This window comes from Bacillus sp. PAMC26543 (assembly GCF_014250375.1).
In the GTDB taxonomy this organism is placed as follows: domain Bacteria; phylum Bacillota; class Bacilli; order Bacillales; family Bacillaceae; genus Bacillus; species Bacillus halotolerans.
Map to the genome: position 1 here is coordinate 3931500 of NZ_CP060193.1, position 14613 is coordinate 3946112.

A 14613-nucleotide genomic window follows, 5' to 3' on the forward strand; every position below is an offset into this window, starting at 1 on the left:
AGTAAGCGCCTTAACTTTCAATTAACTTATAAATACCACAAACACTGTAAATACTCCTGTGAGGAGCTAATAAAACGACTAACAAACTGACCATTTTGACATCATATATACTACTGTTAACTTGTTTGTCAGTTAGTATCAGTAATACTACTATAAGAATCTCGGCTGCCCTTTGAGTGAGATGATGCAAGTGTTTACTCCCCAAGTGGCAACTTCCTTGACATTTACGCGGATGTTGAGGTTTACATGCTCTTGTGTTTCCAGTTTTCGAGCAAGGCAATCGTGCCGTACTTCACCTCACCGCCGGCAAAGCCTTAAGAAATCTCTTTCAGCTTCAATGGCCTTTGACACATACAGAACGATACCGGCCCTTGGAAAGCTTATGGACTGACTTTGATAAAAAAACACCCGCTTGATAACAAGCGGATGTTAGATCTTTCGAAATGAACCCATTGAATTTTAAGAAGTATATTATTGATTGATATCTTTTAGCGCCTGTTTCGGTTGTGAATGAAAAATCATCAATGATGCAATAATTGCAATCATAACCCCTAATGCACCAATCCAGGTAATCGAGGCCAATGATACGTTTTCTACAAAAACCCCTCCTATCCCTGCGCCGACTGCCATGGCGAATTGCATCATTGACTGATTCATGCTAAGCAAAACACCTGACATTCCCGGTTCTATTGTGGCCAGGTGAAATTGCTGTGTCGGACCGGTAGACCATGCGGCAAACGACCATAATATCAGAATCACCAACACTCCGATATGGGAATGGGTGACAAGTGACAGCAGAATCAGTGTGACGATATGCAATGTCATCCCGCCAACGAGTGTAAAGGACACTCCCCATTTATCGGTGCTATATCCCCCAAACTTTGATCCAATCAAACTGGCTATTCCAAATATAAGCAAAACACCGCTAAGCAGCTTGCCGCTTATTCCTGAAATGTTCAAGAGATACGGTGACAGATAGGTATAAGCAACAGAATAACCTCCAAGCCAAAAGAAAGTGATTGATAAGCCCATCGCCACTTTCCGTTTTTTGAAAAGAGCAAGCTGTTGAAGCAAAGGTACAGGTTTATCCCCTTCAGTATGCGGAAGAGTAAAGAACATAACGGCCATTGCGATCAATCCCAACAAAGCAATTGCACCAAATACAGACTTCCAGCCTAATGCTACTGCTATCATTCTTCCAAGCGGAACACCAATGATTAAAGAAGCGGTAAATCCCATAACGACCGTAGCGATGGCACTGCCCTGCTTCCCTTCCGGCGCAATCTTAGCGGCAATCGTTAATGCGGTTACCACAACCACACCTGCTCCCATCGCCATAATGATCCGCGCTGCAATAAACCAACCATAACCAGGCAGAACAAAGGCCAAGATATTGCCGAACACAAACAAACCGAGAGCATAAATCATCAATCTGCGTCTATCCATACTTGCTGTCAACGCCATGAGTACGGGTGTTAAAAGAGCATATACAAGTGAAAAGATCGTAATGAGCTGGCCCGCGGCGGCCAAGGTGATCCCGAGTGTATGCGCAATGTGATCCAAAATACCGGAAATGATGTACTCTGAAGTTCCGACTAAAAAGCTGACAATGGCTAACATATAAATTTTCCAGGTGTTAGACATAAACATTCACTCCTTAATTTTTATTAAAACAACATATCACGAATTATCGATATGTTAATTTAAAAAATAAACACATCGTAATATGTCGATATGTATGGCGTAAAAATAAACATCTTTTGATGTTTATTTTTATATCTCTGTTTTAAGAAAGTCCGCAAGTTTCCCAATGGCTTCTTCATCTCTTTTGTAATAAGTGTACTTTCCGATTCGTTGAGCCTTAATCAGGCCGGCTCTTAAAAGGATGGTGAGATATTGGGAAGCCGTTGATTGCGTCATTTTCAATTTGTCTGTTATTTGACTGACACATACCCCGATTGTGTTCATATCAATCCCTTCATGGGGTGAAAAATGACGATCAGGTTCCTTCAGCCATTGCAAAATTTGCAGCCTTGATTCATTTGATAAGGCTTTGAATACTTCAATGGGTTCCATATCGTTTATTATATCGTTATATTCCGATATGTCAATTCGTTTTTTCGTTTTTGATGACTGACTTCTTTTTAGACATTAAAAATCTGAAGACTTATTTCAGTTCAGTTGGAGGTATTACAGAACTTAACTTTCGCATATCTACTGTTAGATTGACCTTTAGAAAGCGCTGCTTTATATATACTTTGCTCTCATTCTGCTTTTTTACTCTCCAAATATTATAGATTTTTCTCAAGATCATTACATAATTTAAATACCATCACTCGTTCACCTGTCCGAGAGCTTAAATCAGTATGAAAACTTTTCACTTCTTCTCCAGTTATCGTTAGGATAATATCCTTTAGACCCTCTATCCCTGATTCAACTAGCTCCGAACGAGTTTGTTTGATAGATAACATACCCTCTTTTGATCCACAAACTGCATATTCTGCTGGTGTTAAAATTCCTTTTAAATTAACGATGATCATATCCCGCAGTATATCAGTTTTAACAGATACAGACCCACGCCCAAGATAATCCTTCTCCCATTGCGTAATAGACTTACTGATCTCTGATTCAATAGAACCTTTCGTTTTTTTCATATATAACACATCTCCTGGCAAAAAAATTGGCATATTCTATTAGTTATTTCGTCTCATTAATATTCTCTTACAACATATCCTTCATATACACCTTCAATATCCAAATCAGTTGTGCCGTTTCTTGTGACCGCTACAATTTTGGATAACATATTTTCTTCCATCATAGAGTGTACATGCAAAAATCGAACGCTCCCTAAATGGGTTTCCTCAACTTCTTCATAAGATTTTAAATGATAAAAATGAATTGCTTTTCTTATTACTTTTTTCATACATTCCATATTTTCTCGATCAAACGAGCTCATTTTTTCTATTGTTTTCGTGACAAAATCAGTTATACTAGCGCCCATTACATTCTCCTTAAAACTGCTTTCTCCCCATATATGGGTGTAGAAGCTGACCACTTCACTCCATCATGACAAGCAATGATCAGGTAAGGCTTGACCTGTTTTAATAGAAGGAACCTCCACAATTGAGGATTCCCCATCCTTATGATCAACGATTAAACCTCTGACTTTAACATATGACGGCACCAGTGGATGTTGACGAATGATATCAACACTTTTTTCAACAGCGCCACTGCTATCTTCATTTAGCCATTCATCGACTGTACCGCCTAAAAATTCAGGCTTGCAATTTTGAAAGAGATAATCCAATGTCTGTATTTTATCTTTCATTGTTTCAAGTTGAGTTAGTCCATGACCTGTTGAAGTCTGCTTATCTTTTGTTCTTACTACAAAGACCTCCTCAACATCTTCCTGGTAAATCGCAAAAATAACAGACCTCATGATTTCTCCATAAGGATGTGAGATAGCGGCACCATAGCTTTGGATAGTCAACATATTTTCTGCTGGAGTGTTAGTCACTTCTTGTAAAATAGGCTCCAAGCCGTTTTCAATGTCCGTCAAAAATAATACTTTTTTATCTACATTCATATAACACACCTCTTCCTTATGTTTATCATTTTTATATTGAGTAACAAATCCATTTGAGAAATGTTTGGATTCATAATTACCAGCTTTCCCAACATCCTTCTGGATCAATACTAGCCAGTCGAACCCATCCATTTTGAACTTTTTGCAGAAATACTGGGTCATTATTTAATAACCGTTCTACATGTTGTCTAGGCGCTTGGATAACAATCAACAAACGAAGAGGAGAATGATAAGCCTCATGGTCTGATTGCATGACCGATTGCCAAGGCAGTCCGGCTAACAAGTCACTTGCATTCCCCTGCATCACTCCGAGACCTGCAGTAACGGTTTGAGTTGCTTTATTTCCGCTGCCATAATAATGGGGTGCTACTGTTGATGCGTAATATTGTAAATTAATCCATTGGGCCACAGTTCCAGGTCCTGCAATAATATTTGCTAGGAGTTCACCGCTTTCATCCTGCTTCCAATCATAATTATGAAGGAAAGCTCTTCCTTCCAAATCACAATCCTGTGTTAGTTCACGTTGGCCGATAATAAAAGCGGCATTACGAGCCAGTCCCCATTCCGGACGTATCTCACTCCAATCTTCCGCAAATCGGTGTGCCTCAGCCTTCGGGTTTTTAAGGTTCGATTGGACATTCGGTAATTGGGCCAGTCGTTCTGCATTTGCATGATGTTTTACTTTCGGCATAACAGCTTCAATATGATCAAATGCTTCCTGTGCAGCTTCGGAAAGCTCTGGTACATAAAGCCAATGTAATTCATCCACCGTTGTATTATGTTCAGCAGCGGCAAAAACCGTATCCTCAGGGATTTTCATTCCTTCAGTTAATAGAGCTTCTCTTACCTCTGAAAGATTACATAAAGCAGCTAAAACTCTTGCATTGAATCCGCCAGCCGCTCCACCGCAGGCACCACAATCAAGAGCCGCGGCATAAGGATTATTGGTGCTTTGACTGCCATGTCCGCAAATCACGACTAAGGGTGCAAAATTCTCTGTTAATCCCATCATTTTTAGTGCTTGCCGAGCATAGTTCACTTTTTCTTCTTCAGTAAAACCCACTGGTATCTCTGCCTCTGTGTCATTAACATGATGAAGCGAGAGTTTTGTATCAGGTTTCCGTAACCAAGTCTCACGAAGATTACGAATAAAACGTTCTGCTCTTCTTGGCGCAAAGCTGCGTGCCACCATTTGCAAACTAAGCCAAGGTCCACTTAGCTCAGGTAGAAGTAAGCTCGTAAGTACATTCTGTTTCATCTTTTTAAATGTATAGCTTAAGGAATGAACTGCCTGCTTGCGTTGGTTGTATTTTTCGAGTACATCTTCATCTGCGAACTCTTTTATTTTGTTTTGCGGTTTTTGTATGACCGGCAAAGAGGCATGACTGTGTTTACTGCCAAGTTCACAAGTTGCAATCGGCACCCCGAAGAAACCAGCAACACCAATCGTTTCAAACGGGCCTGCTTTTTCTAATTGACGACGAAAAGGCTCTGATCGTACATCGATACAGAATGCTAATTGAGCTAATGCAGATTTTTTACCGTTGGTTTCACGTTGTTTCGAGATGATCTTCTGACTTAATCGATCAGTGTGTGTTTGCTCCCATGCTTCTAACCAAAGTTTCCTGCGAAGTTTCTCATCAAAGCTGTAGGCAAATGATAAATATTCGTTTTGTTCATCGGCCGGCATCTGTGCCCATTCTTCTAATGTAAGGCCCCCCCAATGAATCCAAGCTGCTATAAGGGGAGTAATTGAAATTTTATTCTCAAATCGTTCATTATTAATAGGTAAATATGGCTTTATAAGAGCCCACTCCATGGATATCCGAACTGCTAAATATTCTGTTAGAAGTGCATGTTCATGGCTCGATTGTTGGGAGCGCCAAAGCATCATCCCTGCCCATCCGGGTAAGGAAAGTAAATGGCCTTCAAGATAACACTGGATTTCTGATTCTGGGATTTCTAGTGCGAATAACGCTTCTTGTAAAGCCACATGTGCCTCTTGCGGCCAACCTTTTAACCTTTCACGCTGCTTTTTACTAAGTGCTGGATCATACTGAATGAGATGCTGCCAGGCACGATAGAAACCTTCCTCACGGTTGGGCATTGTCCAGCCTGCTTGAGAGTCATCAAGATATAATTTACTCCACTTAATGACATGATGATCTAGGATATTGATTAACCTTTCACCATCTTGATTTTCTATATACGAACTGATTGGCTGCATAAAAACATTCTCGATATGATCCACTCCACTGCATTCATTCACCAATTTCTCCAGCTTATGTGATGATAAAAGGTCGGAAGGCAGTGGTTCTAATTTTAATCCAGCATGACAAAATCGCTCTGCCGCATCCCTTGGAATATGAAAGGAATGTGAATCAAGCCAATGCTGCAGCCCCATTTCCACAAAATCTTCATCAATCTCACCTTTATTCTTTGCTGAACGGATCATAGACGCACTAGGATATATATCAACATCACGAGTATGTTTCAGCCAGCTTGCAACCTGATCAAAAGGTTGGTTTTCAAGTCCCATCCACGGGTTACGTGCAGCGAATGTTGAAATAGGCCAAAGTGGTGCAATGACTCGGCTGGCAGATTCAATTAAAACGTTAATATCTCTTTCTTGAACATCAATATCTGTCTCTTTCTTTTTTACATTTTCTTTCATTAATACGGATGTAATGCCCAACACTTTTACCTCCTTATGATAAATATTGTTTAAGGTAGTCTGGATGACTCTCTACTGTCTTGGGTTTTGCTTCACCTAATCGCACTAACCAAAGATAGAGTACTGCGAAGAAAACTGAAGAACGATGACGAGCAACCCAAGTGCCTAGAGCACTGCCAAATAGCAAGAGACATACGACAATGATGACAGCTGTCATTGGAGGTTGAACACTTTGAAAAACGCTTGTATGCAGCCACTTATAGAAGAGGTTATGAATGATAAAATATACAAAGGCTGCTCCTCCTAAACATGTTAAGCCAGCAATTCGACCCATTCTTCCCTCTCCAAAAGCTACAAGCTGAGTCCAAGAAACGGACAATGACCACCCTAAGATCAGCGCACTAATGAATTGATACCCCTCTCCAGGAGCAGCGAGCCAAAAAGCAACGCCTAAAACTAAGGATAAAATCCGACCAGCCATGACCCATAAATAGGATGTTCTTTCATTAGTACGATCCGATACTTCATGACGCCCTACTGCTGAACCAGCTTGTAGAAACAACGTAGCTTTGAATAAACCATGTAAAATAAGATGAATAATGGCTGCTGTATAAGCCCCTAGTGCACACTGAATGAGCATAAATCCCATTTGTCCAATCGTGGAGCCTACTAGCTGGCGTTTATAGTCAACCTGGACCAAACTAATACCCGTTCCAATCAATACAGAGATGCCAGCAAGCAGAAGTAAAATAATCGATGCTATACCACCATTAAATAGAGGTGAAAATCGAGTTAGTATAATCCCGCCTGCATTTACTAAACCTGCGTGCATAATCGCAGAAACAGGAGTTGGAGCAACAATAGACTCAATTAACCATCTGTGGAATGGCCATTGAGCCGCAGGAATGATCACTGCTAATACAATCAATAGATTAATCCCTGTTCTCTCCCATGCCCCCAGTTGAGCTAAGCTTTCATTTGTTAAAACCAATGATAACTGCCATTGACCTGTGACTTGGAAAAGCCAAACTATCGCGAAAAACAAAGAAAGCCAGCTTAACAAAAATAATCGGCCAGTAACCTTGGCTGCTTCACTAGCGACTTGCCAAGCACTGTTTAACCTGATAAGCAGGGTTAAACCGACAAGAGTTGCTCCCCAAGAAATAACCATCAAGCGGAGATCACCACTTAACCACGCAATTGAAGCAGCACCTGTAGTGAAAGTAAAAAGCGTAAAATATTTTCGATAAGATCGATCACCCATTAAGTAACGTACAGAAAAACGCTGAATGATTAGGCCAATTGTCAAAACAAAGAAGGTCATTAACCAAGCTAAGGAATCGAAGTACCAAGGGCCAACATTTCCATTCACACTCCTATTGGCAAGAATCACTAAGGAAACCAACGGCGGTAAAGCCAAGATACCAATATGAATGCGAACAAAACTCAAGGGTACGCGTGGATGTAAAAACAATAGTCCGCTTATCCCAGAAGCAATAAGCATAATAAAAAATAATGTTAATAATGATGACAAACTCAGCGAAACTAACATTTCAAATTCTCCCTTTTTAAAAGTCGTTATTGCTCAAAAGACCTTTAGATCAGATCATATTTTCTATAATTTAATACAAATTTTATATATCTCTATTTTTTTCCAATAAAAAAAGCCGACAATTTCACAATTTCAATGATGTTTTTAATCATTGAATCTTGAAAATTGTCGGCTTCACTTCAACTAACTTCTGCGAAGTTTTTTGAAGAGCTACCTTATTATTGGTCATTTTACTATATGCTATGTTTTAACTTCCTTCTAAAGGAATGAAATCATCGCTACATTTTAATATAGTGCTTAATTATCAAATAAAATCGACTTATGTTTCTCCTCCATTTAAATTAGGATACTTTTTCATCCTGTCAAGATTAGTTGAAAGAATGCTAAAGACCTAATAATTTAACAAACGAAAATAAACATCTGGGCCGATTATTAAGTTAAGTATAAGATATGCTAAATTTTAAACATTGTCAACCAAAACTCATATTCTAATTCATTGGAAATCAAATTTGATGTCGGAGTTCAGAGAATGCAGTATCAAACTTCCTCCCTACATGGTAACTACATTTCTCTTTAATAGATTCGGAAAAATGCTTGTACCTTTTATTCGGTTCGGATGTAAAGTGAAATATCCTCAACCTCTTGGACAGTGAGTACAGCTTCAATGAATTATTGCTAATTCTCCTGACCAATGGTACATATTTTTTGAATCTTGACGTGATTAAATGTTTCGTTGCTGCACCTTATTATAAAGCATCTGTCCTCATCATTGTTAAATGAGCTCCATACAAACCCACCTGATAAAATAAAACTATCCGTTCACTTATAAACGAACAGATGTTAGCCCTTCTATAAAAAAACCCCTTTGGCTAATAACCAAAGGGGTTAAACATTTATTATTCCACAGTAACACTCTTCGCAAGGTTACGCGGCTTATCAACATCACAGCCGCGATGCAGTGCAGCATAGTAAGCGATCAGCTGCAATGGAACAACAGATACCAACGGAGCAAGCGCTGGGTTTACTTCCGGTAATACGAATCTGTCATCCGCATCGTCTAAGCCTTTCAGTGAGATGATGCATGTGTTGGCTCCGCGAGCGGCAACTTCTTTGACGTTTCCGCGGATGCTTAGGTTTACGTGCTCTTGTGTTGCCAGTGCGAATACTGGTGTTCCTTGTTCGATCAAGGCGATGGTGCCGTGCTTCAGTTCGCCGCCGGCAAAGCCTTCTGCCTGGATGTAAGAAATCTCTTTCAGCTTCAATGCGCCTTCGACACATACGAAGTAGTCGAGGCCGCGTCCGATGAAGAAAGCGTTTCTGGATACAGTCAGGTATTCACGAGCGATCATTTCCATTTCGTCTTTCTGGTCGCAAAGGGCTTCCATTGCGTTTGCTGCGATACCGAGTTCTTTGACTAGATCAAACCCGATATCGATGCTGTTTTTGTCAGCAGCTACAGATGCAAGAACCGCAAGAACTGCGATTTGTGCTGTGTATGCTTTTGTTGACGCCACAGCGATTTCAGGGCCTGCATGAAGCAGCAATGTATAGTCAGCTTCACGGGAAAGCGTTGATCCCGGTACGTTTGTGATCGTCAGCGCTTTGTGTCCGAGTGCTTTGACTTGAACAAGAACCGCGCGGCTGTCTGCTGTTTCTCCGCTTTGAGAAAGGAAAATGAAGAGCGGTTTCTTAGACAGAAGCGGCATGTTGTAAGAGAATTCACTCGCTACATGCACTTCAACCGGCACGTTTGCCCACATTTCAATGTATTGTTTACCGACAAGTCCTGCGTGATAGCTAGTTCCGCAGCCAATGATATAGATGCGGTCCGCTTCCGCTACAGCCTCAGCGATATCGCCAGGCACAGACAGTTTGCCGTTTTCGTCTTGGTACGTTTGGATGATTTTGCGCATCACAACTGGCTGCTCATCCGTTTCTTTCAACATGTAGTGAGGGTACGTGCCTTTTTCGATATCACTGGCATCCAGCTCAGCGATATAAGACGCACGTGAAATAACGTCGCCATCAAGGTTTTTGATAACAACTTGATCATCAGTCACGATGACCATTTCTTTATCCATAAGCTCTACATATTCGTTTGTAACTTGAAGCATTGCCATCGCGTCAGACGCCACGACGTTGAATGTATCTCCAAGTCCAACTAATAGAGGGCTTTTGTTTTTCGCTACAAAAATCGTTTCTTTGTTATCGTTATCGAATAAAGCAATTGCGTAAGAGCCTTTTAACAGTGTAAGTGTTTTGCGGAACGCTTCTTCTGTATCAAGTCCTCCGTTGACAAATTGCTCGATTACTTGAACGACTACCTCTGTATCGGTGTCACTTTTGAGCTCTACATCTTGTAAATAGTCCTGTTTCAGCTGAACATAGTTCTCGATCACGCCGTTATGAACAAGTGTAAAGCGGCCCAGTGCGCTTTGATGCGGGTGAGCGTTCAGATAGCTTGGTTCGCCGTGTGTTGCCCATCGAGTATGGCCAATTCCTGCTTTTGCTCCTACATTGGCATCCACAACTTCACGAAGATCGGCAATGCGTCCTTTTTCTTTAAACACATGGATCCCCTGTTCGTTGGCAACTGCGATACCCGCAGAGTCATAGCCGCGGTACTCAAGCTTCTCCAATCCTTTTAACAAAATTTCCTTCGCATCAAGCTGACCGATATAACCTACGATTCCACACATAATTTCTTCCTCCTAAGATTGTAAAAGGAGACGAAGAAAGTCATTTTTCAAGGGGACTTTCAATCGTCCCCTCCTACATGTTTTATGGAAGATCATGTGATTTCCCTTTGTTCAAGGAGTCGCCTCCTTGGTTTGAAGAAATCCTTACGGCTGTGATCTGCATACTCAGCCGGGAGGCATCCGCCGAAAAATCGATAACCTCCATCCTCGTCAACTAAGCCTTTTTTCGGGCGCTTAGTTCGGGCGCTATAATTATAAGTGAAACAAAATCCCGTCTTTCCTGCCTCTAGAAAACAAGAACAAGACAAGCTTGATTTTACAGCATGTGCCAAGAATGGTCAATTGTTTTTTAAACAACTTTGCCGCCTGTCTCACAATTATTATATGTGAGTCGCACTTGTCTTGTTCGCTCTCTGTTTATAGATTTCGTTACTCTAATCCCATTTCTGACCGGACGACTTCAACAATGCTATTAACATATTCATCGCACAGTTCTTTCGTCTTCGCCTCAGCCATCACACGAACGAGCGGTTCAGTGCCAGATGGGCGCACTAAAATCCGGCCGTCGCCGTTCATTTCTTTTTCAACCTCAGAAATAACGGCTTTTACTTTTTCGTTTTCTTCGACTTTATATTTATCAGTTACTCTCACATTGACTAAAAGCTGCGGAAACTTCTGCATTTCAGCCGCAAGCTCTGACAGCGGCTTGCCTGTCGCTTTTAATGTATTCATCAGCATAATGGCGGACAATAATCCGTCACCTGTTGTGTTGTAATCAAGGAAAATTAAGTGGCCGGACTGTTCTCCGCCGACATTGTAGCCGTCTTTTTTCATCGCCTCTACCACGTAGCGGTCGCCGACAGCCGTCTGCACGCTCTTTATCCCTTCTTTTTCAAGCGCTTTATAGAAACCGAGGTTGCTCATGACTGTGGAAACAACCGTATCATCCTTTAAGCGGCCCTCTGATTTCAGGTATTTTGAGCATATGTACATAATTTGGTCGCCGTCAACGATATTTCCTTTTTCGTCGACTGCGATCAGTCGGTCGCCGTCACCATCGAACGCAAGGCCGATATCAGCATTTTTCTCTTTTACAAACGCACTGAGCGCTTCGGGATGAGTCGATCCGACTCCGTCATTGATGTTTAATCCGTTCGGAGAAGTTCCCATTGTCGACACGTCTGCGTCTAAATCGGCAAACAAGTGTGTCGCAAGCGATGACGTCGCTCCGTGTGCGCAGTCAAGCGCAACATGAATGCCTGTAAAATCTTCGTCGGCAGTCTGTTTTAAGAATTGCAGGTACTTTTGGCCGCCTTCAAAATAGTCGTTTACAAGTCCCAAGTCAGCTCCAACCGGTCTTGGCAGCTTATCCTCCGGTTCATCCATCAGACGCTCAATTTCAGCCTCCTGTTCATCAGAAAGCTTAAATCCGTCTCCTCCAAAGAACTTGATTCCGTTATCCTGCACTGGGTTATGAGAAGCAGATATCATGACGCCCGCCTCTGCATCCATCGCTTTTGTTAAATAGGAAACACCAGGTGTAGAAATGACTCCCAGACGCATGACTTCTGCGCCAATTGATAAAAGTCCGGCGACAAGGGCTCCCTCCAGCATATGGCCGGAGATGCGTGTATCGCGGCCTATCAGCACTTTTGGACGTTGTTTGTCTTTTGTCAGCACATACCCGCCGAAACGTCCGACTTTAAAGGCCAGCTCAGGCGTAAGCTCGCTGTTGGCAACACCTCTTACACCATCTGTTCCAAAATACTTGCCCATTTTATAATCGCTCCTTTTTTATTCTGATGAAGATTGTGAACCTGTATTTGATTCATCTTCATCCTGATCCTGATTTTGATCTTGGTTTTCGTCTTGATTTTGATCATCATTGTTTTTATCGCTGTTCGTTGTATCTTCTCGCTGATTATTCTCTTTGTCATTCGTCTTGTCATCAGTGTCATCCTGGTTCCCTGACGTCGTATTGCTGTTATCTTTTGTTGTCGTATTCGTTTTTTTAGACGTAAGCTTGATTTTTGCATTTTTCTGCCCCAAGGACCAGGTTACATTTTGAGGCCCGTTTACTTCAAGCTTCACACTGTGCTCTCCGTCATCTAAATCAGATACATTCACATACAATTCTATGTCTGATTTCTGCAGTTTTTTTATGTTGCCGGGAGAGCCTTTGGCCGTAACATCTATCGTTTGTGATTCCGGATCCAGAAATTCAATGTTCTGTGAGCTGCTCAGCCCCACAGTCTTAATAGGGACATTCTCAAACGTCTGATCCGCTTCACTATCTACTTCTATATGCAACGTCACCTTTGACGGCGAGATTTTTTTGACGCCGTCAGGAAGCGGAATATCTGCCTCGATATCAGAATCCTTTTTGATTTTGCTTAAATCTAAGCTGACACCGTCTATAAATTCAAGAGAATCCAAGACATCCTGCGAGCCGTAAACCGTCACCTCACTGGGACTTGATTCGATATTCGCTATGCTGACCCCGTCAGGAAGGCTTCCTGTCCGCTCAATTTTAAAGGGCAATTTTTTACTCGGACTTGTCACCGGAACGGTAATTTTGATGACCGAGGGCTCCACATCGACAGGAAGCGCGTTTCCGTCTTTATCATAGACAGTCACTTTCGCTTCCTTTTCAATCGTTTCATCTGCATTTTCCAGGTTTACCGAAGCTTTCACAAGAGAAATATTATCAATCACAGCTTTAGAACCGGTAATCTGTACATTTTTAGGACTGACAATCGGCTGCTCCGGAGAATAGCCTTTTTTCATCTTGCTTTTGTTGTAATACTCCACTTCAACAGGAAAGCTTTCTGTCGTGCGTTCTTGAATGGTGACGGTCGTCACGGACGGATTAATGGATATCGTCAGCCCATCCGACACGTTTTTGGCCTTAAGCTCGACCTTATGCGTGCCGGTTTTCAGCTTCTCCATATCCGCGTATATCTCAAAATTCTTTGTCTGTCTCGCCTTCTTCACGGCGCTTGTCGGACCTTTTATCGTGACATTCACCGTTTGCGGAACGCCCGTCACGACATAATTTTCATCATCGTAATATGCTTTAACCGGTATATCAGTCAGTGTTGCCTCATCAGTTGTAGATGTCGGAAAAAATGATTCACCTGGTTTTTTCGGAGTTGGTGCTTGGTTGCTGTTAACCGCTACATAAAGCAAGAGCGCGAAAAGCAGCGCAATGACTTTCACAGCCCAGCGGTTGTTTAAGAATTTATCCATTTTTCTTGCCCCTCCAATACCAACGGTTAGAAGAAGTCTCTCTGGTGTTCTTCTTAAACTCTGCTTCAAGCATTTCTTTCAGCGCTTCTTCCGTCAGCTCTCTGTGAAGGTCGCCATTCCTCGCCACACTGACGCCGCCGGTCTCTTCAGACACGATAATCGTCAAACTGTCTGTAACTTCACTGATTCCGACAGCCGCTCTGTGCCGCGTTCCCAGTTCTTTTGAAATGAACGGGCTTTCAGAAAGCGGCAAATAACAGGCGGCAGCGGCAATTTCATTATTTTTCATAATGACCGCTCCGTCATGAAGCGGTGTATTCGGGATAAAAATATTGATCAAGAGCTCAGAGCTGACCTTTGCATTCAAAGGAATGCCCGTTTCAATATAATCCCCCATACCCGTATCCCGCTCAATGGTTAAAAGGGCGCCGATCCGGCGTTTCGCCATATAATTGATCGCTTTCGTTATAGCCTCAATTGTTTTCTGCTGCGCTTCCTCCACCGGCGTGCCGCTCCTCGAGAAGAAACGGCCCCGTCCAAGCTGTTCAAGCGCTCTTCTCAGCTCAGGCTGAAAGATAATAATAATTGCTAAAAATCCCCATGTTATCGCTTGGTCCATCAGCCACTGAAGCGTGCTGAGGCCCAAATATTGACTGGCCATACGGACAAGCACGATCACAACGATTCCTTTTAAGAGCTGAACCGCCTTCGTGCCGCGTATCACCATAATCAGTTTATATATCACATACCAAACAAGGAGAATATCAACGGCATTGCCGAGGTACTGCAAAAAAGGGATATCCTCAAAAGCCATTTCCTCGTCCTCCAAGAATTCAGTCATTTCGTATTTTGA

Annotated in this window: 11 protein-coding genes and 1 pseudogene; all 12 read right to left on the reverse strand. The window is 42.0% G+C overall.

The genetic code is table 11. The features are described from left to right. Nucleotides 1-168: 168 nt before the first annotated feature. Nucleotides 169-314 (reverse strand): annotated as a pseudogene (locus H7F27_RS21045) (hypothetical protein); the annotation flags it as partial. A 157-nt stretch (nucleotides 315-471) separates the two neighbouring features. Beyond that, a complete protein-coding gene (locus tag H7F27_RS19760) occupies nucleotides 472-1644 on the reverse strand; it encodes an MFS transporter (protein WP_101860229.1) in 1173 nt (390 codons plus the stop codon). A gap of 129 nt (nucleotides 1645-1773) precedes the next feature. Further along, a complete protein-coding gene (locus H7F27_RS19765) occupies nucleotides 1774-2076 on the reverse strand; it encodes an ArsR/SmtB family transcription factor (RefSeq protein WP_024120036.1) in 303 nt (100 codons plus the stop codon). A 215-nt stretch (nucleotides 2077-2291) separates the two neighbouring features. Then, entirely contained in the window at nucleotides 2292-2654 is a 363-nt protein-coding gene (locus tag H7F27_RS19770; protein WP_003241432.1) for a Na-translocating system protein MpsC family protein, read from the reverse strand. 56 nt (nucleotides 2655-2710) lie between these two features. Continuing rightward, entirely contained in the window at nucleotides 2711-3001 is a 291-nt protein-coding gene (locus tag H7F27_RS19775; protein ID WP_101860230.1) for a DUF6407 family protein, read from the reverse strand. Between the two features lie 63 nt (nucleotides 3002-3064). Next, on the reverse strand, nucleotides 3065-3586 hold the full coding sequence (locus H7F27_RS19780; RefSeq protein WP_101860231.1) for a carbonic anhydrase: 522 nt from the start codon (nucleotides 3584-3586) through the stop codon (nucleotides 3065-3067). A 76-nt stretch (nucleotides 3587-3662) separates the two neighbouring features. Beyond that, nucleotides 3663-6281, reverse strand: coding sequence for a DUF2309 domain-containing protein (locus H7F27_RS19785; protein WP_101860232.1), 2619 nt, complete (start codon nucleotides 6279-6281; stop codon nucleotides 3663-3665). 13 nt (nucleotides 6282-6294) lie between these two features. Continuing rightward, on the reverse strand, nucleotides 6295-7812 hold the full coding sequence (locus tag H7F27_RS19790; protein WP_101860233.1) for an NADH dehydrogenase subunit 5: 1518 nt from the start codon (nucleotides 7810-7812) through the stop codon (nucleotides 6295-6297). An 896-nt stretch (nucleotides 7813-8708) separates the two neighbouring features. Continuing rightward, the gene (glmS, locus tag H7F27_RS19795) at nucleotides 8709-10511 is read right to left on the reverse strand and encodes a glutamine--fructose-6-phosphate transaminase (isomerizing) (RefSeq protein ID WP_101860234.1); all 1803 of its coding nucleotides are present in this window, start codon (nucleotides 10509-10511) and stop codon (nucleotides 8709-8711) included. Between the two features lie 429 nt (nucleotides 10512-10940). Further along, nucleotides 10941-12287 carry a phosphoglucosamine mutase gene (glmM, locus tag H7F27_RS19800; RefSeq protein ID WP_101860235.1) on the reverse strand — a complete coding sequence of 449 codons (1347 nt, stop codon included), beginning with the start codon at nucleotides 12285-12287 and terminating at the stop codon, nucleotides 10941-10943. Between the two features lie 18 nt (nucleotides 12288-12305). Continuing rightward, entirely contained in the window at nucleotides 12306-13760 is a 1455-nt protein-coding gene (locus H7F27_RS19805; RefSeq protein ID WP_101860236.1) for a CdaA regulatory protein CdaR, read from the reverse strand. Beyond that, the gene (gene cdaA, locus H7F27_RS19810; protein ID WP_024120028.1) at nucleotides 13753-14574 is read right to left on the reverse strand and encodes a diadenylate cyclase CdaA; all 822 of its coding nucleotides are present in this window, start codon (nucleotides 14572-14574) and stop codon (nucleotides 13753-13755) included. Before cdaA ends, H7F27_RS19805 begins: the two co-directional genes overlap by 8 nt. Nucleotides 14575-14613 lie beyond the last annotated feature (39 nt).